A 22087-nucleotide genomic window follows, 5' to 3' on the forward strand; every position below is an offset into this window, starting at 1 on the left:
ATGCGTCGTGGAGTTCGGTCAACCTGGCGGAGGCCGTCCCGGGTGTGATGACGCCGCTGTGCGCCAGCGTGTGGGTTCCGGCCAGCGAACTCGGACTGCGTGCCCCGTTCGTGGCCATGGGTGTGCTACCGGCCAATCAGGCGGCCATCCCAGAGCGCGACGAGCACCGGATCACTGGTGCCTTCTATGGCCGCATGGCCGTGCGGGTGGATTTCCTCTGCGCAATGGGTGATCTGATCCCTGGGCAGTCAGGCGAAGCGCTCTCCCGGGACTTCTTCGGCTTTGTTCCCGATGACTTCGTCAGCAGGCCGTCTATCCGGCGACTCCCGTGGATCGCCGTACGCTACCCCCGGACGCTGCTGCACATCGCGCGGCGAATCGAGCGGCTACGCATCGAAACTGACGCATGGTGGCGCAGCGCGATCGGCATGATCGATTCGCTGTCCGGCGAGCAGCTCCGATCGTTGATGGCAGAGGCGATCTTCCGCTTCGGGCAAACACTCGCCGTGCAGGCCGTGGTCAGCGCCTGCGCTATTCAGCCGTTGCACGAGCAACTGACCAACCTGGCCGACATGGCCGGTGTGGATGCCACTGAACTGTTGCGCGGCCACGGCTCTCACGAGGAGGCCCGGGTTTTGGCCGACCTGTGGCGCGTCTCGCGCGGCAGCCTCGAACTCTCGGACTTTCTGCTCTGGCACGGCTACCACTGTCCCGGGGAGGGCGAGCTGTCCAGCGTGACATGGCGGGAGAACCCTGAACCCGTGCGTAAGCTAATCGCGCAATACCGTGCGATGGACGATACGGCGGCGCCCGACAGCGATCCCGCTGCGCAGCGCCGCGCGGGCAAGCCAGCCGAGAGCCGCTTCTACGCGTCGTTCAGGGGTGCGCAACGATTCAAGTCTCGGCTGGTCCTGCGACTCGCCCGCCGATTTCTGCCGCTGCGCGGTGTCGGGAAAGTTTCATACCTGCAAAGCCTCGACGTGGTGCGTGCCTGTGCCCGTCGTCTCGGGGACCAGTTGGTCGCTGAAGGTGTCCTCGGCGATCGCGACGATGCATTTTATCTCACCGCAGACGAACTGTCCGCCAGCCTGCCGCCCGACGTCAAAACCATTGTGGCTCAGCGCCGCAAGCTTCGAGACGAGTACCGTCAGGTCGCGGTCCCGTCGTCATGGAAGGGTCAGCCGCAACCGGTCGTGCGGACCGGCGGAGAGGCCGAGGATGTGACCACCCTGGCCGGTGTAGGCGCATCCGGAGGCGTCGTCGAAGGTCGCGCGGTGGTGGTCGACGAACCCGCGGATGCCGAGATCAACGACGGTGACATCTTGATCGCGCGCACCACCGATCCGTCCTGGGTGTCGCTGATGTTTCTCGCCAGTGGGCTCGTCGTCGATATCGGCGGCATGATGAGCCACGCCGCGGTGGTCGCGCGCGAACTCGGCATCCCATGCGTCATGAACACCGCCCGCGGCACGTCCACTCTGCAGACCGGCGACCTGATCCGCATTGACGGTGCCGCCGGAACCGTTGAAATCCTGCAACGAATAGGAGTTACCACCTGATGACCGCTGCCGAACTCACCAAGACATGGGGGCCATTGGCCGAACCCATCCACGCCGACGCCGCCGGACCCACCGATCCGGTCTGGAAAGACAACGCCTACCTGTCCTTCTGGGACACCCATAACCAGGTGTTCGGCACATTCCATGTCTCCACATCACCCAACGGAACGGGCGCCCGGCGGGCCCGGTGCAGCGTGTCCGTGCAGGGCAAGATTCTGGAAATCATCGAAGATCTGCCACCGGGCAGCTTTGAGAGCGCGTCGATCAAATTCGGGCTCGACGGCCGGATCGCAGTGCGCCATGAGCGGTTACAGGCCGATTTGGTCAATGTTCCGCTGTTCGTCGCGGCCGACTATGCGGTGAGTGGGATTGTTCCCGAGTTGGTGCCCGGCAAGCCGCTGCAGCACTTCCAGCAGGCCTGCGAGATCAACGGCACTCTGGTGCTCGACGGCGTGGAGTCACCGGTGCAAGCGCAGGGAATGCGGGACCGCACCTGGGGTTTCCGTGACGAGTCCGCGCAGTGGATCGAGTATGCGGGTCTGGTCGCCGTCATCGGCGACACGTTCGTCACCGTCATGAAATTTCTGGGAGCAGACGGCTCGCTACGGTCGGATGGGTTCCTTATCGACGCGAATCGATCGGTCACGATCGTCGACGTCGCATTCGGGCGCGATGCTGCCGGGCAATTCCGGTTGGCCCGTCTGCGAGACGCGGAGGGTGGCAGCCGGCTGGTGACGGTGTCGTCGAGGCTGGCCGGATTCTTTGTGCCAATGGGCGCAGACTCCGAGGGCCCGTCTTTTGGAACCTATGACGACTTCATGTCGCTCGACAGCGAAAACAGTTCCGGTGCGGGATTTTTCGAGCAAGGCATCCTGCACCGAGTGTTCTGATCGAGTGTTCTACGGATAGCCATCGAGCACCCGCGCCGACCAGGACGACCGGCAACGGGGCCGAGGACGGGTCAGCGGTGCCCGGTGATCCACCCGACCGCGCCGGTCGGTGCGGGCAGATCGAGCAGGGACGCCAAGACCTGCGAGGCCGGATTGTTGAACGGCATTGGCGCATCCGGGGGCAGCAGGCCCAGCTCGATCATCTGCTTGCCGACGCGCAGCAGCAGGATCGCGCCCCGCAGCGCAGCCCACGCTTCGAACCAGTCGAGGTCGTGCATTGTGCGGCCGGTGAGCTGCTCGAAACGTGTTATCGCGGCACTACGGTCCGGAAAGCCCTCCAGGCGCGGCAGCCCGATCCCGGCCGAATAGACACGGTCGAAGAACAAGAAGTAGCCCAGGTCGACTTCGGGGCGCCCGAGGGTGGCCATTTCCCAGTCGAAGACACCGGTGACCTTCTGGTCGGGGCCGAACATGAGGTTTCCGAATCGGGCGTCGCCCCAGGAGACGACCAGCGGGTTGTCCTGTGTCGGTCGGGAGGCCGCCAGCAGCTCGAAGGCCTTATCGATGGTCGGGCTGAGTGTGTCGCCGGCGGCCCAGCTGTAGAAGCGTTGCCAGTACTGCAGTTCTTGCTCGATGACCGTGTCGCCCAGGTCGGCGTGCAGTAGCTCGGTCAGGCCGAGCGCCACCGGATCCGCCCGCTGGATGTCCGCGATAACCTTCAGAGCCTCGTCGAACATGGTCGCGCGCTGTTCGGCGGTCAGGTCGACCACCCAGCCCCCGGTCACAAAGGGCGGATCATCGCCAGGCACTTCGCCATACGCCCGCTCCAGCAATGCGAATGGTGAACCGAGAACGTCGCCGGTGGTCTCGTGGGCAAGGACCCGGGGAATCGGGGCGTCGGTGTGCGCCGACAGCAGTGACATCACCCTGAGTTCACGGCCCAGATCGTAGGTCTCGAACAATCCGCCGTCCTGAGGGGGGATGCGAACGACTAAACCCTCTTCCACCAGCTCACCGTGCTGCCGCCAGCTAGCCTCGAATAACACCGTCTCACTGGACATTCCACTCGCCGAGGGAATCATCACGTTCGACACCTTGACCGGCCCGGAGGCATCGAACACGGTCGGCAGCCAGGCGGCAAGGTGTTCACCGACGGCATCCGCGTCCAGTTTGTTCTTCAGCGCCACGATCACCCTCGATCTGATGTTGATCCGACAAAAAATTTAACTGCGATTAGAATATACCTCGAAGGTCGACCAAGGGCTTCAGTCGCGGGCGGCATTCAGACCGCGTACAGGGTGCCTCGCCACATGGCCACCAGAACGTCGACCGCGCTCTCCTCGTCGCGAAGGCTCGACTCGACACCCAGCCCCGCGATGTGCAGCACTCGTTCGGTGCCCCAGAACAGGGTTGCCGCAAGCATTCTGCTCGGTATCGGCGAGGTGATCATCCCGGCGGCGCGTTCGCGTTCGATCTCCGCCGCCCCGGCGGCGATGAATCGTTCGGCTATCGCCAGCCACAGATCGCGCAGTTCGGGCTCGGCATGCCAGTGATGGTTGGTCGCCTGGAACACCGGTCGGTGTCGATGCCAGGCGCGTGTCACGGCACGAATGCTGCGTTCCAGGGCAACCGTTGGCGAGTCCTCGGGGGATCGAGCAAGAAACGGCTGCACTGTCTGGAAGATGTCTTCCATCGCGCGCTCGAGTAAACCGCTGACGACGGAGAACTTGGAGGCGAAATAAAAGTAGAAGGTCGCCCTCGATACTTTCGCTTCGGTGAGAATCTGCGCCACGCTGATGTCCGTCAACGATTGGCGTGCGAGTAGGCGCGTGGTGGCGGCCAGGATGTTCTCGGCTGCTGAGACGCTGTCGGTGTCTGCGACTCTTCGTCGACCGAGCGTTCGCCTCGTCGTTTCGGTCATCGCCGCCACCTTACTCCCGATTTGCCCACCTCAGCGGTGTCGTATGACGATTTTAAGCTAATTTCAAATTAGGTATACACGCTGTATGGACATTGTGTTAGTGTGAGCCGGTCCACACCTGCGGGGAGCTGTCAGCGCCGTCACTGGCGCCCAGGGGTGTCTCTCGCTGTTGCACAGAATGCCGATGGATAGGCGGAAAGGTCAGATTCGGATGAGTTCGATGATCAGCGTCAGCGCGTGGCCGCTGGTAGGTCACGAGGGATGGCCACCCAATATCGTGCCGAGCCCGGGTGACTTCGAATGCAGCGCACCGGCGCAACTCGCCTTCTTCTTCATCGCCGGGGCCGCGGTGGTCATCTTCGCGCTCCCATGGGCCATCCGCGCGGCGATGCGAAATCGGAATTACACCCCACTGCTGGTGATCGGTAGCGGCCTGTTGTGCAGCCTGTGTGAGCCCATGCTCGACATGCTGGGCCATCTGCACTGGGCGAAGAACTTGGTGCCGGCGTTCACGAACTTCGGTATCACGGTGCCGGCCCTGATTCCGCTCTGCTACGTCGCGTTCCTCGGCCTCGAGTCCTACTTTTGCTACTTCGTGATCCGCAATGGCGCACACGCCCGGCACTTTGTCATGATGCTCGGATTGGGCATCTTCACCGATGCGTTGATGGAGACGATCGGCATCAACCTGGGCGTCTACACCTACTACGGCGTGCAGCCGTACAAGTTTCTGAACTTCCCTTATTGGTGGGGATTCATCAACGGTGCGTCGTTTGTCACCGTTGGCGCGATCTTGGCGTATGCGGTACCCCGATTGAAGGGCGCTCAGAAATTCTGGCTGCTGCTGGCGGCGCCGAGCGGCATGATGTTCAACTACTTCGGTGTCGGGTGGGTGCACATTCTGGCCAGCAACTCGACACTGCCTGTCGCAGTCCGCTGGGTGGCGACGACCATCATGATGGCGATGATGGTCGGCTGGATGTTCGTGCTTCATCATCTCGTCGGTCGGCCGAACGACCTGCCGGCGCCACACTGGACGCTGTGGCGGATCTTCGCCTACGGCAAGGTCACGCCCAGCCGTGCGATGCGCCAAGCCATGTGGCAGAAGATGTGCGAAGAAGGCGGTGTGCGAGCCGGCGACGGGATTGCCACCGACCCGGAAGATCCAACTCAGGCGCTGCTCGTCGGACCGACCTTGGTGTTCGCGAACGGCGCAAGCCGGGATCCCCGGCGCGACAGAACCGCCGTCTGATCATCGTCGTGGGTCGCCCAGGTCAATCCTGGGCGACCCACGACTGATCCGTGGGCACGCCTGACGCAACCCGGCTTCCTCAGCCGGTGATCGAAGGGAATGCTGCGATGACGCAGGGTGTGCAGCGAAACGATGGCCGCCTGCGGTGCGGTGTTCGTGCTCCTACTGTTTCCGGCGATCATTATGGTCGGTCTGCTGCCGCCGATTCTCCGATGCAGACCGCTGTCGAGGTGGCGCACTCCTGGTCCACAACCACCGGCCTGAAGCGGTTCGGTCGCATGTGATCACACGAATCTCAACAGTTTTCGGTGCCGTCAACACCTTGCTTTCAGAGACGAGTTCACTACTCGTGGTGCTCGCCGTCCAGAAGGTACTCGGTGGACGTCGTGCCGGCGCGTGGCAATCGATTAAGGTGGCGCCTTGTTTGCGGTGCGGGTTCCGTCGCTTTCGTCGCCTATCTCATGGAATGCGCTCTGCGCCAACGGATTTTGGCGGAATCTTAGAGGGGTCCTGCTGATTGTCCTATCGGTTTCGGTAGCTTTTCGACGTTTTCGTCAAGGCCAAGACCGCAGAAGCCGGCAAGGTGTTGCGTGGATTTAATCCAGATTATAATCTGGCGGCTGTGTCTCATCCCGTAACCGCTGAAAGCCGGTTACTCACTGGCAGCAACCCCTTCAATGTCGAACCCGAGATGGACCTGTTGCATACAGCGCCGGCTGATGCACCGGGCTGGAGCGAGACGATGTTCTTCCACGCATGGTCTCCCCGGGAGAAAGTCGGTGTATTCGTGCACACCGGCAGGTGGCCGAGCGACCTCGATCTGTGGTGGGCTCAGGTAATCGCGTTGCTGCCCAATGGTGAGTTGCTGGTCGATCGGTCGTGGGGGCGAGCAACAGACAATCGGGGTCCGGCGACGGGAAACCTCAAAGTCACGTGCACTACTCCGTTGCGCAGCTGGCGCTTGCACTTTGACGGGGCTGGGGCTATCTGTGACCTCAGCGCAATGGCGGCAGGCCCGGTGGGCGCCGGACCGGCGCGCCGGTTGTCTTTCGACCTGGAATTAGAAGCCGCCGCCCCGGTGTGGGACCTGCACGGGGCGCTGGGGATCGACCGCCTGAGCTGGGCCTCCTTCCACCACAACCAGGGATTCCGAACGAAGGGCTCGCTGACCGCGGGCTCGCAGCGTTGGGACATCGACGGCGTCGCAATTCGGGACCATTCCAGCGGGCCACGGGACGTCGGGCAGCTGGGTGGGCTGCACTTCCTCTTGTTGGTGTTTCCCGAGAGTGGTCGCGTGCTCAACGGCCTGGTGAACTGGCGTCAGGACGGCAGGGTCGACCATCGCACCTTCTGCACTCAGCAGGCCGGTGTCTGTGAGGTGGGGACCGATGTCCGAGTCACCGGTTTGCATTCGGTCGCGACTCACGAACCACGTTCGATGGACGTCACCCTGCAGCGGGCGGACCATTCCTCTGAGGTTTTGAAAGCCACGTGGCTGCATGGCTATTCGTTGACGTATCTACAGCCCAACGAGAACATCAATGGAGTCGACGTCGTTACCCAGCCCGACCCTCTCGTCGTCACGCAGAGCACGGTTCGTGTAGTGGCGCCTGACGGCGAAGTCGGTTACGGCGTCATCGAGCGTGACTACCGACCGTCTGCGCTTCCCTCAACTGAGGAGCGGTGAGGGTGTCGTTGAATCGGTCGGAATCCGCCCTAGACCTGTCCGAGGAAGAACTGGCCGCAAGTCCGGTTCATCATCCGGGCGCCAAGCGGCGATGGACCACCGCCAACGTCGATGAAGGCCTGCCCGGAACGATCACCCCGCTGACCTGGTCCATGTACTTCCCGCCCACCGAGTCCACCATGCGCGGTTGCTGGGTGGATCTCGGTGTGCTGCCGGAATCGCAGCGCCCGATCCCAGACGACGTCGACGGTCGCTTCCTCTCCGTGGCCTACGGCCATGCCATCGCCAACGTGGATCTCTTAGGCCAGATGGCGGCGCGTGTGCCGGGAGGCTCTGCGGCAACCATGGAAGCTCAGTTGTTCGGATCGGTCGAGCGCGATGGCGAACCGGAGCCCAGTGGACTACGCAAGATGCGCCGCTATCCGTTCGTCGCGGCGAAGTTTCCCCGCGCACTGCGTCGCGCGATGCGCGAGCTTGAACCGTGCGCGCAGAATACAGCCCGCTGGTGGCGGGCTACCGTCTTCGAATCCGAGGCGCTGGTGGGCGATTCGGCCGTGCAGGCACTGGCCGAGGCGCGCCGGCGGTTCGAGGAAATCCTGGTCACGCACATGGTGCTCTCGATGGCGTGTCAGGGCCTGATGGGCCGCGTCGAGGCGTTGGCCGTCAAGGCCGGGCTGGACGGCGTGCAGCATGAACTCATCAAGAGCGATGAGGGGACTGCCGAGTTCGACTTGGTCCGCGATCTGTGGAGCCTGTCGGCCGACACGATCACGCTCCAGGATTTCCTGCATCGGCACGGCTTCCACGGCCCCCGCGAGGGGCTGGTGGAATCGACGGTATGGCGGGAGAATCCCCAACCCGTCGCGGATCTGGCCGCCGCATACCGCTCCCGTCGCGGCGGTGAAGACATTGACGCCCTGGTGTTGCGACGGCGGAGCGAGCATGTGGCCGCAGTCCGCCGGCTGGAGCAGGCGCTCGGCCCGATCCGATCGATCCCGGCACGCGCGCTCATCCGATTCGCGGCGCACGCGCCGACGTGGCGCGAAACCGGGCGGGCCAGCATGTTGCAAGCCGTCGACGTCGCCCGCGCGGCATCACGCGTCGTCGGTCGGGATCTTGCCGAGGCGAGTGTGCTCGACGATCCCACGCACGTGATGTTCCTGACGATCGACGAGATCCTGCGTGGTGATCGTGGCGACTGGCCTGATCTTGTCCGTCAACGTCGATCCGACCACGTCACGTTCGACCGGATCGTTCTTCCGCACGTATGGCGTGGCGTGCCCGAGATTGCCGCCGCCGCTGCCGCGGCCACCGGGCCGGCACCCGAGCACCAGCCCGACGTCGTGGAAGGTCTGGGGGTGAGCGCCGGTTCCGCCGAAGGAGTCGTGCGCGTCGTTCGTGATCTCGATGACGCCGACATCGACGAGGGCTCCATCCTGGTGTGCCGCGCGACCGATCCCAGCTGGGCATCGCTGTTCGCGCTCGCCGAAGCGGTGGTCACCGATGTCGGCAGCGCGATGAGCCACGCCGCCATCGTCTGCCGGGAATTGGGGCTGCCCTGCGTCGCCGGCACCCGCACCGGCACCACAACGCTGCGCGACGGGATGCGGGTGCGGGTTGACGGTACGACTGGCCGCGTGGAAATCCTGAACGACGTATCGCGTGTCGACGCGCAGCCGTCTGGCTAGAGCGCCGTCTTTCGCTGAATTCGGCCTTGCCCGAAGATAATTGCGCGTCATCCCAGAATCTGCGGTTTGGCTGCACTTGGACGGCGCCGTCCCGTCAGCGATGGGAACGGCGCCTCACATCAACGCGCTACCGGGAAGGGGTCGTTCTGACCGCTCGAATAGGGGTCGTCGTCTGCTGTCTTGCGTGAGCTCATCAAGTCTTTCAGCACGCCCGCTATGCGCTCACCTTTCTTCTGAAGGTGGAAATCCTTGAGCATGGTTCGCGCAGCGTTCTGGCCGGGCATGCCGCTGATACCGGCGACCGGGTGGGTGCCGGACCCGGTCAGGTAGAGACCGTCGATTGGCGTCTTGTAGCCGGCGAATCCGGCGACGGGCTTGTTCGGACCGAAGCGACTGATGGTCGGATCCACGTGGTAGACCGAGCCGTCGATTGCCCAGAACCGCTCTTCGATGTCGGGCAGCACCAAGGGACGCACGGCCACCTGCAGGTCTTCGACGCCTTTGTAATACTCGTCGGCGTCTTTGATGATGCTGTCGGTGATCTTCTTGCGGGCCACGTCCCAGCCGTCCTCGGGATACGACGGGGTGAGCCCGGTCCAGAACCACCAGAGGTCCTTGCCGGGAGGCGACATCGACGGATCGAAAGAGTTCGTCACCTGGGCCAGGCCCGGGATGGCCTCCGGCACCTTGCCCCGCACGCAGGCGCGGGCGGCCTCGACGGCTTGTTCGTACGTGTGGTAGCAGTTGCACGCCTGCCGCATATCGATACCGTCGCCGCGCCACTTTTCATGCTTGGACATGTCGATACGTCCGGACAGCGCGACATTGACTTTTGCGTCGGCGATACCACGTTTGCGGGTCGGGATGTGGTCGGCGGCGTTCTGCTTCTTCGGTTCCAGAACGCCCCGCGGGAGCAACCGCGTCAGCGTCGTCTTGGGACTGCATGCGGTGAGAACGGCACGCCGAGCGCGGATTTCAACTCCGCCCTTGACACGTACCCCGGTGCAGCGGTTGTTGGTGATGATCAGCTCTTCGACAGGGGAGCTGGTGATCACGTCACCATGGTTGTCCTTTATCACGCTGATCAGCGCTTTCGGCAGCGATCCGGTGCCGCCGTGGAACATGGCCACGCCGTACTTGCTCAGCACACCCAGGTAGATCAGCGACCAGCCAGACATATCAGCGTCGAACGGCATGAACGGGAGACTGCTCAGCATCGGTGCACGGATCATGTCGTGCTCGAAGCTCTCCTCGACCGCCTCCATTTGAGAGCTCGACATCCACCGACCGAGCGCTGCCAGCTGTTTCCGGTTCTTCAGCAGAGCGCGTGCCGATTTCATGATGTTCTTGATCTCCGGCTCACGGACGTTGGTCTGCATCATGGGCAGCCCGATTTCGACAGCCGCGTCGATCACCTCGTAGAGCTCGAGCAGCGCGCGGGCGTCCTTCTTCGAGAAGTACTCCAGTTCTGCGGCGGTCTTGCGGGGGTCGCGCCACAATCCCAGCGACGCGCCGTCAGCCGAAAGCTGAAAGTGTGCGGGGTCGATTACGGTCTGCCGCAGACCGTAATAACGCGACAGCCCAAGATCGCGGTCGATCGTCGTGGTGCGGAACAACGACGCCTGAATCGACGCCTCGTTGATCGTGTACTCAGGTGCTTCTGGGGCGAAGGAATTCGTCGACGTCATACCGCCGGCGGTCGGGGACGCCTCGACGACGAGAACATCCAGCCCGGCCTTCGCGAGATACGCCGCGGCGACCAACCCGTTGTGCCCCGATCCCACAACCACAATGTCGGCTTCGCGCGGCGGGAGAGCGTCCTTCATCACCAGTCCTTCGATCGTCCGAGAGCGAGACTCAAATCTAACTAATATTAAATACTGCCATTGTCAGGCCACGGTTGCGGCCGAAGTGGGTTGGCGCCTACCGAATCCCGCCCAAGTGCGTGCTTGCCTGAACACTCGAACAAGGGTCATCGGCACCGTGGTCATCGCCACGATTCTGTTGCACCATACACACTGTATGCTCAATGCGATCCAGAGCACAACCCACTGTCGAAGCCCACTTCGGGCGCGGTGGCCCACGGTCGAGACGTGACCGCGAATGCCCGGCACCGTCGCCCCCCGCGAGGCCGGCCCCGGGGTCCAGGGTCGCATCGTCCAATCGGCTGAACCGCGAAGCATCAGAACGGCAAATTTGTCCCGGATCCTGTACAAGGCTTTTTACTTGAATATAGATTCAATAAGCGAAGTCAACTCACGTCACCGAAGCCGGGAGCGCTGCCACCATGGTCAACCCAACGTCTACCGTCGATGCGCAACGCCGACGCACGGCCATCATTGAGTCTATTGATCAGGCAACACCGGCCTGGCTTACCGGCACCCTGCAGGCTGCGGGCGCGCTGCACCAGGGTGAGGTCACGGAGGTGACCAGCGACCTTATGAATGTCGGTCAACTGGGACTGGTCGCGCGTTTGAACCTGGCCTACGACAGCGCGGAATCGGATGCACCTTCCTCCGTCATGTTGAAGCTGCCGTCAACTGATGCCGGGAGTAGAGGTATCAGCGTGAGCCTTGGCTTCTACGAAGCCGAAGTGGGGTTCTACCAACAGATAGCGTCTACCGTCGGCGTCCGAATTCCACTGGTCTACCAGGCTGACATCGAGCCCGAGACCGGGCGCTTCACGCTGTTGCTGGAAGACCTCAGCCCGATCGCTGCACCCGGAGACATGATCGCCGGTGGCACCGTGGAGCAAGCCGCGCGGGCGCTGGACGGGCTGACAACGCTGCACGCCCCGAGGTGGTCCGACCCGAGTCTGGCCGCACTGACGTGGTTGGCCAACCCGCAACGCCTGCAGGGCTTCTTCGCCGGCGTCGAGCCGATGCTGCCAAACTTTCTCGAGCGCTTCGGCGACCGCCTCGACTCGCGTGATGTCGCTCTCGCCGAGCAGGCGGCACCCCACGCCAACTCATGGGCTGAGCGAACGAATCAGGGGCGCAAGACGGTTCTTCACGGTGACTACCGCATGGACAATGTGTTCTTCCCGACGGTGCCCGACCAGCCGGTCGCTGTGATCGATTGGCAGGTCGCCCAGCTCGGTCCGCCGCTGATTGATGTGGCCGTTTACCTGGGTGGTTGTCTTTCGCTGGAGGATCGGCGAAGGCACGAGCGTGATCTGTTACAGCGATACCAGGACGGGCTGGTGTCTGGTGGTGTCACGGACTTCTCCTTCGACGACGCGTGGGAGAGCTATCGCTGGTGTGCCTTCTACGGTTTCATGCTCTCGATACCAATGGCCGTCCAACTCGAGCGATCCGACCGGGGCGACGCGCTGTTCGCGGGCATGTTCGCCGCATATGCCCACCAAGTTCGCGACCTGGACTCGATGGAGCTGCTGAAATGAGCCGCCGACCTGTGACCACGGCGCTGGCATTCTCGTGTGATCGCTACACGCCCCCTGCGGCTTTCGGACAGGCGGCCGGGGCCGCTTTGGACAGCGGCGCCGTCGACGAACTGCTCGTCTGGGATCAGATGACCAATTTCTGGCCGCGACAGCTGTGGTGCCCCGGCAACACTCCCATGGCGACGGTGATGCCCGACCTGGACTCGTACTGCGACGCGTTCGCGATGAGCGCCTACCTCGCGGCGAAGGCTCCCGGCCTCGGCGTGACGATCAGCACCGACGCCATCCGGCGCGGGCCTGCGGAGCTGACCCAAACCATGATGACTCTGGCCAACCTCACTGACGGTCGCGCGAAGATCATGATCGGAGCGGGCGAGGCCAAACAGATCACACCTTTTGGGTGGCGCAGGTCAGAGGGTCTAGAACGTCTCGAAGATCAGTTCAAGGCCTTCGACGCGTTCTGGGATACCGACGGACCCGTTAACTTGGCAGGTAATCACTGGACTTTCAAAAACGCCTGGCTGGGCGAAGCGCGTGGTCACCGACCTACCGTCTGGGCGTTGGGGGGAGGCCCAAAGCTTCTCGACCTCGCCACCACGTACGCCGACGGATTTTCTGCCATCGTGCCCTGCGTCGCCCCGAACGTGGATTCGTGGGCTCAAACGGTTAGCACGCTGAAGACCGACTTGGAGCGGAAAGGACGTGACCCGGAAGCCTTCGAATTCGGCATCTGGTTCATGTCGTTGATCCATGAAGATGAGCAACTCCTCGAAGCGGCTTTAGACAATCCGCTGATGCGCTGGATGGCAGGAGTCTTCGGTCGCGTCGACCAAAGCGCATGGGACGCAGAGGGAATAGAACCGCCGCTGCCGAGAGACTGGCATTACGCCATCAAACTGCTTCCGGTCCAATGGACCGACTCCGAGATCGACGGTTTGCTCAGCCGCACAACACATGAGATGGCTCAGAAATCATTCGTATACGGCACCCCGGCGTCCGTCGCCGATCAGGTGGCGCAATACGTGGAGGCTGGGGCCACCTGGGTCAGCGTCTGTGACATCCTGCCGCTCATCCTCGACCCCGCGGACGCACAACTCGGACAGCACAGGAACCTCGAAGTCTGTGCCCGCTTGAAGAAACACGGATGACGCGGAGGATGAGCAAGCAGTATTCCTACGACGACGAGGGCAGCCACGAGCCGGCCAGCGACGATCCCGACTGGCAGGAAAGTGTGTTCGTGCACTGGTATGACCGCGCCGCCGGGATCGGCGGAGTCAGCCGGATCGGCCACGAACCGAACCGACCGGACGGTGGCCGGTCAGCCTTGCACTGCTTCGTGGCCACCACCGACGGTACCCGCCTTCGTCGCAACGATTTTCAACTTCCCTTCGAGCCGGCCGCATCACCACGCGGATTTCGCTCCGGCGGCTCGGAGTGGCATGTCGACGCTGGAGCGCCCAGGCTGGTGATCAATGAACCCGGCGTACACATCGACTTGCGCATGGACAACTTCTATCCGCTGACTGACTTCTTCCCGCCCCAGGGGAGCATGACTGAGGATTTCGCCAAGGACCACTACGAGACGTCGGGTCGTATCCGCGGCAGCGCCCGCCTCGATGGCCGGAGTTTCGACGTTGACGGGATGTACCATCGCGACCACTCGTGGGGTTTACGCAAGGCGACGACCCTGAAGAGCCACCGGTGGATCTCTGGAACCTTTGGCCCGGATCTGTCTTTCGGTTCAATCATCTGGCATGCCGCCGACGAGTCGATGGTCAGGGTCGGCTACCTCGTCCGCGACGGAGAGGTCAACTACGCGGCTGACGTTGACGCTGTGACGTTTCTCGAGCCCGATGGTTTGACGCACCGTGGCGGCGAAGTCCGCTGGTGGATGCCCGACGGAGATGTCTTCGAGCTTCGGGCCGAACCCGTCGACGCCGTCGTGGCCCAGCTGCACAACGCCTATTACGTCGACTCCATCTGCGACGTCCGATTTCCCGGGGGCGGCGACCGCTGGGGGATTTGCGATTTCGAAATCAGCAACAACGCTCGATTAGGGACCGCGCCCGTCGGCACTTCAATCAACGCTGCGCTCGCCAGCGGTCTGACGAAAAGGCAATGACCATGAGCGCCTTCGATCAAAATCGCCGCGGATGCCCGCTCGGACCGAGGCGACGACTAGCACGGACGCGAACGCTATGACTGAGGTGATGCCCTCTACCGCAGCAGGTTTTGTCACCGAGAAAACTATGTCGACGTTCCGAAATATTCAGCAGCACGCTGCGCGGGGGATTGTCAGGTGACGCGGGTAAGCGACATGCTCAAGACACTGGACACGGTTGATCCGCGTATCGGGGTGCGGTGGACCACCGGCAACATTGCCGAGGCTTTTCCCGGCGTGTTCACCCTGTTTGGCATTACGTTCGCGTTTGAGCCGATGGAGATGTCATTCCGGCGTCTTTTCGTCGACCTGGGGGTCTTCGCCCGTAACGAGCTGCGGGTGCCCGAGGACGTTGAGGACTGCTTCCTCACGGTGTTCTCCGGTTGGGGCGCAGGGAATATCGACAAATTCCGCGAAATCGCCAATGTCATGCCGGGGACTACCGCAAAAGCCGTCGAGCAGCAGCTTTTCGGGTATGCGCGGCCTGAGACCGTCGACGAGAACAGCCGGAAGCGCTACCCGGCGATCATCGTGAAAGCCCCGCGCTGGATGCTGCGCACCCCCAAGCGGCATAACGCGATGTTCGCCGAGCTCCGAAGATGGCGGCTCGACCAGCTGTCGAGGATCCCCCATCTCGACGAAAAAGGTTGCTTGGCAGTGCTTGCCGGGTCGCGGCGCCGCTTCGAGGACATGATGAAGATTCACATGGGCGTTGCGATGATCAGTTCCTCGATCGCCGAGAAGGTCGCTGCTGCTGCTGCCGCCGCCGGTAAGCCGGGACTGGAAGCCCAACTGCTCTCCGGCGTCAGTTCCGATGAAAACGAGGTCGCACACGATCTGTGGGCGTTGGCGCACAACCAGATAACGATCGGCGAATTCACGGACCGACACGGCTACCACGGCCCGAACGAGGGTCAGTTGATCGGCGTCACGTGGCGCGAGAACCCCGCTCCCGTCCTGGCGCGCCTTGACGACTATCGGGCGATTGACGCCGCAAGCCCGCGTGTACCACGCAACCGCAGCGCCGCGCAAGCGAGCGCCCGCCAGCGGGCGCTCGCCGAATTGTTGGCCACGACTCCTAGATTCAAGCGTCGCCTCACTGCCATGATCGTCAAGCTGGCGGCCCGTTTCCTCGCTCTGCGGGAACAGGGTAAAGCCGGTTACCTGCTCACCTACGACGTGGCCCGTGCGACGGCTCGTAGGCTCGGTGCGTTGCTCGTCGAACGCGGCATCATCGCCGACTCTGAGGATGTTTTTCACCTCTCGTATCACGACCTGGTAGCTGGAATCTCCGGCGATCAGCGTGCCGCGGTCGCCGATCGGGTGGCGCAGTACGCCGAACGTCAAGGTATTCGGCTGCCCAAGGCATGGTCCGGCAGCCCGGAGATCACCAAACTCGCAACGGTTACCGGCGAACTGCTCGACGTCGGAGGGATAGTGGCCGGCGTGGCCGCCAGCGGCGGCATCGCCGAGGGGCGGGCGCGGGTGGTGCGTGACCCCGGCGACGTAGACATCGACGACGGTGACATTCTCGTGTGCGAAACCACCGACCCGTCCTGGGTGTCACTGTTCCTGGTGGCAGGGGCTGTGGTGACCGACCACGGCGGCATGCTCAGCCACGGCCCGATCGTCGCCCGCGAGATCGGCATACCGTGTGTCTGCGGTACCGAGACCGGCAGTCATCGCATATCTGACGGTGCGCTGCTCCGGGTCAACGGCAATGTCGGCACCGTCGAAGTGATCGGGTGATACACCCAATAAGAGTGTTCCTGCTCGTGATGCGTGACGTCGCCCAGTCTTGCCGTGTATGCGGTTGAAGGGCGGCCGCGAGGTAAGACGCTTCGACTTGAGCTGTGGCGGGGTTAAACCGCCGGACCGCCACCGCGCGCCACTGTTCGACTTCTCCGGCGAGAAGTCCAAAGTGTCTTAACGCTGTTCGTCGCTCGCTTCGGTTTCACATGAGATCTGTGCTCAAGACCCACCCCAAACACGCTGAGGAACCACCCCATCCGCCGACTTGAATGGACTGAGGCAGGACCGGTTCAGCATTTTTTGAGTCTATGTTAAATTATAGGAGTGACTGAAGCCTTTATCGTTGATGCAGCTCGTACACCTGTGGGTAAGCGCGGTGGTGGATTCGCTGACGAGCACCCGGCCGACATGGCCGCCCACGTGATTCGTACTGTCGTCGATCGACACGACATCGACCCCGAGTCGATCGATGACGTCATCCTGGGCTGCCTGGACAACATCGGTTCCCAGGCCGGCGACATCGCGCGGACAGCGGCTCTTGCGGCTGGCCTGCCCGAGTCGGTTCCCGGCGTCACGATCGACCGCCAGTGTGGATCGGCCCAGCAAGCCTTGCATTTCGCCGCGCAAGGCGTGATGAGCGGCACTGCGGACCTGATCGTCGCGGGCGGCGTGCAGAAAATGAGCCAGTATCCAATATTGTGCGCTTTCGGCGCAGGTGAGCCCTTTGGCGCGAGCGATCCATGGACCGGATGCCGGGGATGGGAGGCCCGGTTCGGCACTCAGGAGATCTCACAGTTCCGCGGTGCGGAGATGATCGCCAGTCAGTGGAAGCTCAGCCGTGAGGACAACGAGAAATTTGCGTTAACCAGCCACCAGCGCGCCGTGGCAGCTATTGCCGACGGCCGATTCACAAGGGAAATAACGCCGTATGCGGGCGTCACGGTGGACGAGGGGCCACGCGCCAACACCTCACTGGAGAAGATGGCGAGCCTGCCGACCCTGATTGAGGGCGGGGTGCTGACTGCGGGCGTGGCCAGTCAGATTTCCGATGGGGCGGCAGCGCTGCTGATCGCATCGGAGGATGCCGTCAACAGGTTCGGACTGACACCGCGGGCGCGAATTCACCACATGTCCGTGCGTGGCGCCGACCCGGTGATCATGTTGACTGCTCCCATTCCGGCTACCCGGCACGCACTCAAGCGAACGGGACTCTCGATCGACGACATCGATCTCGTCGAGATCAACGAGGCTTTTGCACCTGTGGTGCTCGCCTGGCTGGCAGAACTCGAGGCAGACCCGGACCGGGTCAACGTCAACGGTGGTGCGATTGCTCTGGGCCACCCCCTCGGGTGCACCGGCGCCCGCTTGATGACCTCGCTACTGCACGAGCTGGAACGCACCGGCGGCCGCTACGGACTGCAGACCATGTGCGAGGGCGGCGGCCAAGCCAATGTCATGATCATCGAGAGGCTCTAGGCGGTGCGCCGAACACTCTACGGCCCTGACCATGAGGCCTACCGCGAAACGGTCAAGGAGTTCTTAGCCCGAGAAGTGGTCCCGTGCCAACATGATTGGGACCGAGACCACCGGATCGACCGCGACGTGTTCGCCCACGCAGCCAAAGCGGGCATCTACGCTTTGGAGGTGGACGGGCGGTACGGGGGTGCCGGTGAACACGACTACCGCTACCGAATGGTGGTCTGCGAGGAGATCGCCCGAATCAACGCTTTGTCGTTCGGCTTGACCATCAGCCTCCAAGACGACCTCGTGCTGCACTACCTCCTCGATCTCACGTCTGAGGAACAGAAACAACGTTGGTTGCCGGGCTTCGCCTCCGGCGAATTGATCGGCGCCCTCGCTATGACGGAACCGGGTGCCGGCAGCGATCTCCGAGGGATCCGCACGAGCGCTCGCCGCGACGGCGAGCACTGGGTTCTCAACGGGCAGAAAACGTTCATTTCCAGTGGGATCATGGCCGACCTCATCGTGGTAGCCGCTTGCACCGATCAAGAGGCGGGCTCGCGAGGCTTCAGCTTGTTCGTAGTCGAGCGCGAAACCCCAGGATTCAGACACGGACGCCAGCTGGACAAGATCGGGCTACCGGCCCAAGACACTGCCGAATTATTCTTCGACGACGCCCGCGTTCCAGTCGAAAATCTGCTCGGCAAGGAAGGCAGCGGCCTCCAATACTTGATGAGCCATTTGCCGCGCGAGCGATTAGGTGTTACGGCACAGGCTATCGCGACCACACGCGCAATATTCGACCTCACGGTCGAGTATTGCCGACAGCGCAAGGCATTCGGTCAGCCGCTGACCGCAAAGCAACACATCCGCTTCGAACTGGCAGAGATGTCAACGGAGCTCGATATCGCGGAAGCCTACGTCGACAAATCGGTAGAAGCGTTCAACGCGGGTGAACTTTCGCCAGTTGATGCGGCAAAAGGCAAGTGGTACGTCAGCGAGCTTCAACACCGCCTTATCGACCGGTGTCTGCAACTCCACGGCGGATACGGCTACATGCTTGAATACCCCGTTGCTCGAGCGTATCTCGACACCCGAGCGCAGACTATCTATGGCGGCACGACGGAGATCATGAAGGAGCTCATCGGCCGCGAGATCGCCGGCTCGGACCCGACTTCCAAACGGAGATGAAGTGACGCCGTTTTAGTCTCGGTGTCCGCGGCCTGCGTCGCTGCCACTGGCGAGCGGCTCGACGGGCGTACTGAAACTTTGCCGTGGCGGGGTGACGTTGCCCCCGCTACGGCAATGCATATGCTGATCAACGGCGTTGAAGCCCGTCGTGCGGCGCAGACGGCGACCGAAGTTGCCGTGCGGGAGGCTCGCTCAATGGATTGGACGTGGGATCGCATCTCGCTCGCACTGGACGTAAAGCCAGACGGCGAAGCGATACGCCGCAGGTCCGGCTCCCGAGGAGAAGAGCTCATGAGTGACCTCGCCTGAAGCTGCAATGGCAGCCGCCGACAATCAAAGTATCAGCAAACCGACCAAAGTCGTTTTCGCTCAAGAGGTTATACTACGGATGTGACTCGGCAGAAGATCCTTATCACCGGTGCGAGTTCCGGCCTGGGTGCCGGTATGGCCCACGCGTTTGCGGCCAAGGGACGCGACCTGGCACTGTGCGCTCGGCGTACCGACCGGCTCGCTCATCTCAAAGATGAACTCGTGCAACAACATTCTGATGTAAGAGTTGCCATCGCGGCGTTGGACGTCAACGATCACGAGCAGGTGCCGAAGGTGTTCGAGGAGCTGTCGGATGCACTCGGCGGCATCGACCGGGTGATCGTCAACGCCGGCATCGGCAAGGGTGCACGCCTGGGGTCGGGCAAACTGTGGGCCAACAAGGCGACTCTCGAGACCAACTTGGTGGCGGCGCTGGTGCAGATCGAGACTGCGCTGCAGATGTTTCATGAGCAAGGATCGGGGCACCTGGTGTTGATTTCCTCGGTGCTCGGCGTCAGGGGAGTGCCGGGCGTGAAGGCGTCTTACGCGGCCAGCAAGGCTGGGTTGAGTTCGTTGGGCGAAGCGTTGCGCGTCGAGTATGCGCGTGGGCCGATTAAGGTTTCGGTGATAGAGCCCGGTTATATCGAGTCGGAGATGACCGCCAAGTCGCAGAGCACAATGTTGATGGTGGACAACGAGACTGGGGTCAAGTCATTGGTTTCGGCGATCGAGCGCGAGCCGGGACGGGCGGCGGTGCCCTGGTGGCCCTGGGGGCCGATGGTGCAACTCATGCGGGTACTGCCGCTGCCGCTGATCAAGCGCTTTGCGTAACGCTTGGCGAAGTCGCTGCAGTATGACGAAATGCGGATGCCAAACCAAGTCTATGTGGCGCGGACATTGGATGCCGCCGTGCGGGGAGCTGCGCTGGCCCACGGCCCGGGTCGCATATACGTCGTGGAACCGTTGGGCGTACTCGAGGACGATCCCTTCGCTGCAGCTCGACAGACGCGCGGGCTCTGTACGCGACTGGGTTGTTGCTCAAACGCTTGTCACAAACTCGTTTTGAGCGTCATCCGCAAGTCAGCTGAAGCGGACGTTCAACGTCGCCAAGCCGAAGATCTTTCGGCCGTTGGATTTCGCGGCGACGATGATGACACCGCTGCGGGTTGCCGGGTCCAGCGATTTGATCCGGCCGCTGTATTCGATGTCCGCACCTCCGGTGGCCGACACGATCGCGGGCTGGGACAACCGCACCGCGTAGCGGGTAACCGCGCCGGGGTCACCCGACCATGCGGAGGCGAATCCGGCACCCAAACCCATGGTGAGCATTCCGTGAGCGATCACGTCGGGCTGCCTTGCCAGCTTGGCGACGTTCTCATCCCAGTGCAGCGGATTGGCGTCACCGGCCACGCCGGCGTAGTTCACCAGGTCGCCGCGGGACAGCCGGGCATGGTGCACCGGTAGCTCGTCGCCGACCTTCAGGTCATCGAAGGAGGGCGTCCCGGGGATGCGGTCCGCGCCTCCTTGGGCGATCCGAACCTCGCCCGCGGGGCGGACGGTCTTGCGGTAGGCCGCCTCGGAGGTGTCGATACCGGTGAGGTTCACGTCATGCATCACCACGTTCTCCGCGGCCTTCAGCATCGCCGGATCGACGTCCTCAGCCGTGACTCCGACGACGGTGGTGTGCATGGTGTGCACCCGCTCGCCGGCAGAGTCCGTAAAGGTGTTGGTTACGGTGATCAGATCCCTGCCCGCGATTCTGCGCACCGATGACAGCTCGACGTCCGTGTGCAGTTCGTCGCCCGCCACGATCGGCCGGTGCTGCTCGAAGACTTCTTCGGTCTGCAGATACATGTCGTAACCGACGACCACCGATTCGAACAAATGCCGATTGGCGACCATGCCGGGGATCGACGTGAACGTCAGCGGGGCCACCAGGCCCGAATACCCCAGCTTCGCGGCGGCGGCGACATCCCAGTGCGCGGGATGGTAGTCCTGCACTGCGCGGGCGTACTCGCGCACCTTCTCGCTGGCGACCCGGTAGATGCCGTCAAGTTGGTAGTAGTGGCCGACGCGTGATTCGAGCGTTGACGTTTCTGCTGCTGCGGCCATGAATTTGTTCAACTTCCTAGCGAGGTGGTCACGCGAGACGGACCAGAGCACACTAGCGCGGGCATCGTAGGGTGTCGGCGCCGGCGAACGGGACAATGCAAAGAACGCAGCGTTGGCCGGTTGATCACGTGGCGGATACCTGGTCATGTCACCGTGCTCATGTGCGAGCGGAACCGTCGACCGGCCAATCACGCCTGGCCGGCCGGTTCCATACCTGGTGTGAGGCGTTCGTCGGGCGGTTGCCGTTCGGGGTGGGGGCGCTCGTCGCACCGACGTTTGTGGGCTTTTGTGTGATCAACGGCTTCACCTTCGGCGTTGATCTGACGATCCTCACGGGTCTGCGTGGCGTGCTCGGCCTCCCGGTGCCGATCGCGGTCACGGCTGCCTACGTCTGCGCGTTCGCGCTCAGCTACGTGCTCAATCGCACGTTCAATTTCCGGTCCCACGCACCGGTCGGGCCGCAGGTAATGACCTACGTCGTGGTGGTCGTCGTCAATTACTCGGCCTTCATCCTCGGGATGACCACCGCGCTGGCTGCCATTGGAGTGCAGTATCAGCTGTCGCGGCTTGCGGCGGGCATGTGTGAAGCGGTGTACATGTACAGCGCGATGCGGTGGGTGGTGTTCCGCCGCTGAACTGCGCGCCGGCCGCACTTGTTGGCCGAGGTGTGGCCCGCGCGTGACCTGACCGCGACGGCGACG

At 62.9% G+C, this 22087-nt stretch carries 17 protein-coding genes and 1 pseudogene; 14 read left to right on the top strand and 4 right to left on the bottom strand.

Annotation, left to right across the window (positions count from 1 at the left end; translation table 11 throughout):
• Positions 1–47: 47 nt before the first annotated feature.
• Together MTY59_RS09660 and MTY59_RS09665 are read left to right on the top strand one after the other, a co-directional pair.
• The gene (locus MTY59_RS09660; protein WP_221046353.1) at positions 48–1559 is read left to right on the top strand and encodes a PEP-utilizing enzyme; all 1512 of its coding nucleotides are present in this window, start codon (positions 48–50) and stop codon (positions 1557–1559) included.
• Entirely contained in the window at positions 1559–2449 is an 891-nt protein-coding gene (locus MTY59_RS09665) for a DUF7064 domain-containing protein (RefSeq protein ID WP_221045445.1), read from the top strand. The genes MTY59_RS09660 and MTY59_RS09665 overlap by 1 nt, the downstream gene beginning before the upstream one ends.
• Positions 2450–2520: 71 nt before the next feature.
• Here the strand turns inward: MTY59_RS09665 and MTY59_RS09670 are convergent, their stop codons facing one another.
• Complete coding sequence (locus MTY59_RS09670; RefSeq protein WP_221045446.1) at positions 2521–3636, bottom strand: phosphotransferase family protein; 1116 nt, start codon at positions 3634–3636, stop codon at positions 2521–2523.
• A 95-nt stretch (positions 3637–3731) separates the two neighbouring features.
• Positions 3732–4370, bottom strand: coding sequence for a TetR/AcrR family transcriptional regulator (locus MTY59_RS09675; RefSeq protein ID WP_221045447.1), 639 nt, complete (start codon positions 4368–4370; stop codon positions 3732–3734).
• A gap of 220 nt (positions 4371–4590) precedes the next feature.
• Here MTY59_RS09675 and MTY59_RS09680 point away from each other — a divergent pair, with 220 nt between their 5' ends.
• The 3 genes from MTY59_RS09680 to MTY59_RS27665 all read left to right on the top strand — a co-directional run bounded on the left by MTY59_RS09680 (position 4591) and on the right by MTY59_RS27665 (position 8997).
• Positions 4591–5622 carry a hypothetical protein gene (locus MTY59_RS09680; RefSeq protein WP_415822655.1) on the top strand — a complete coding sequence of 344 codons (1032 nt, stop codon included), beginning with the start codon at positions 4591–4593 and terminating at the stop codon, positions 5620–5622.
• Between the two features lie 622 nt (positions 5623–6244).
• Positions 6245–7309 carry a DUF7064 domain-containing protein gene (locus MTY59_RS09685; protein ID WP_250160787.1) on the top strand — a complete coding sequence of 355 codons (1065 nt, stop codon included), beginning with the start codon at positions 6245–6247 and terminating at the stop codon, positions 7307–7309.
• A gap of 194 nt (positions 7310–7503) precedes the next feature.
• Complete coding sequence (locus tag MTY59_RS27665; protein WP_284145689.1) at positions 7504–8997, top strand: PEP-utilizing enzyme; 1494 nt, start codon at positions 7504–7506, stop codon at positions 8995–8997.
• Between the two features lie 119 nt (positions 8998–9116).
• Here the strand turns inward: MTY59_RS27665 and MTY59_RS09695 are convergent, their stop codons facing one another.
• Positions 9117–10823 (bottom strand): phytoene desaturase family protein, encoded by a 1707-nt coding sequence (locus MTY59_RS09695; RefSeq protein ID WP_221045451.1) that lies wholly within the window; start codon positions 10821–10823, stop codon positions 9117–9119.
• 461 nt (positions 10824–11284) lie between these two features.
• Between MTY59_RS09695 and MTY59_RS09700 the strand changes: the two genes are divergently transcribed.
• The 8 genes and pseudogenes from MTY59_RS09700 to MTY59_RS09735 all read left to right on the top strand — a co-directional run.
• Positions 11285–12400: a phosphotransferase gene (locus MTY59_RS09700; RefSeq protein WP_221045452.1), complete on the top strand. Its 1116-nt coding sequence runs from the start codon at positions 11285–11287 to the stop codon at positions 12398–12400.
• Between the two features lie 11 nt (positions 12401–12411).
• A complete protein-coding gene (locus MTY59_RS09705) occupies positions 12412–13548 on the top strand; it encodes an LLM class flavin-dependent oxidoreductase (protein WP_221045453.1) in 1137 nt (378 codons plus the stop codon).
• 8 nt (positions 13549–13556) lie between these two features.
• Positions 13557–14522 (top strand): DUF7064 domain-containing protein, encoded by a 966-nt coding sequence (locus MTY59_RS09710; RefSeq protein WP_221045454.1) that lies wholly within the window; start codon positions 13557–13559, stop codon positions 14520–14522.
• Between the two features lie 177 nt (positions 14523–14699).
• A complete protein-coding gene (locus tag MTY59_RS09715) occupies positions 14700–16310 on the top strand; it encodes a PEP-utilizing enzyme (protein ID WP_250160788.1) in 1611 nt (536 codons plus the stop codon).
• 327 nt (positions 16311–16637) lie between these two features.
• Positions 16638–17789: an acetyl-CoA C-acetyltransferase gene (locus MTY59_RS09720; protein ID WP_221045455.1), complete on the top strand. Its 1152-nt coding sequence runs from the start codon at positions 16638–16640 to the stop codon at positions 17787–17789.
• Between the two features lie 3 nt (positions 17790–17792).
• On the top strand, positions 17793–18965 hold the full coding sequence (locus tag MTY59_RS09725) for an acyl-CoA dehydrogenase family protein (protein ID WP_221045456.1): 1173 nt from the start codon (positions 17793–17795) through the stop codon (positions 18963–18965).
• 390 nt (positions 18966–19355) lie between these two features.
• Positions 19356–20105, top strand: coding sequence for an SDR family oxidoreductase (locus tag MTY59_RS09730; RefSeq protein ID WP_221045457.1), 750 nt, complete (start codon positions 19356–19358; stop codon positions 20103–20105).
• A gap of 3 nt (positions 20106–20108) precedes the next feature.
• Positions 20109–20318: pseudogene (locus MTY59_RS09735) on the top strand (NAD(+)--rifampin ADP-ribosyltransferase); the annotation flags it as partial.
• Between the two features lie 36 nt (positions 20319–20354).
• On the opposite strand, the gene MTY59_RS09740 reads toward MTY59_RS09735, so the two are convergent.
• Positions 20355–21386 (bottom strand): fused (3R)-hydroxyacyl-ACP dehydratase subunits HadA/HadB, encoded by a 1032-nt coding sequence (locus tag MTY59_RS09740; RefSeq protein ID WP_221045458.1) that lies wholly within the window; start codon positions 21384–21386, stop codon positions 20355–20357.
• Between the two features lie 161 nt (positions 21387–21547).
• Here MTY59_RS09740 and MTY59_RS09745 point away from each other — a divergent pair, with 161 nt between their 5' ends.
• The gene (locus MTY59_RS09745; protein ID WP_250160789.1) at positions 21548–22021 is read left to right on the top strand and encodes a GtrA family protein; all 474 of its coding nucleotides are present in this window, start codon (positions 21548–21550) and stop codon (positions 22019–22021) included.
• Positions 22022–22087 lie beyond the last annotated feature (66 nt).

This window comes from Mycobacterium senriense, assembly GCF_019668465.1.
Classification (GTDB): domain Bacteria; phylum Actinomycetota; class Actinomycetes; order Mycobacteriales; family Mycobacteriaceae; genus Mycobacterium; species Mycobacterium senriense.